The sequence below is a fragment of the Halomonas sp. ND22Bw genome, assembly GCF_003011945.1.
Classification (GTDB): domain Bacteria; phylum Pseudomonadota; class Gammaproteobacteria; order Pseudomonadales; family Halomonadaceae; genus Halomonas; species Halomonas halophila.
On sequence record NZ_PXWD01000725.1, the window covers coordinates 1 to 277 of the forward strand.

Below are 277 nucleotides of genomic sequence, written 5' to 3' on the forward strand. Positions count from 1 at the left end.
CGGCCATCACATTTAAATTGTTCAGATGAGCTGCTACTTACCGGCAGCGCTTGCTCTACATTCTCCTGGACATTTTCTAAATTCTTTTTCCCTTTTTCACTAAGTCCAAGTTCCGGTAATTCGCCATGTACCGCTCTTTGCTCAGCTACGATCTGTTGCTGAGCAATCATCAGTTCTTCAAATTTTTGCTGTTTCTGAGCTTGATATTCTTGATATTTTTTATATACCAAAATACTTAATCCTAAAATAATGATTAAGCCTAATACAGTAATGATCT

At 36.8% G+C, this 277-nt stretch carries 1 pseudogene; it reads right to left on the reverse strand.

Annotation, left to right across the window (positions count from 1 at the left end):
* Positions 1 to 277: pseudogene (locus tag CVH10_RS20035) on the reverse strand (cold shock domain-containing protein); the annotation flags it as partial.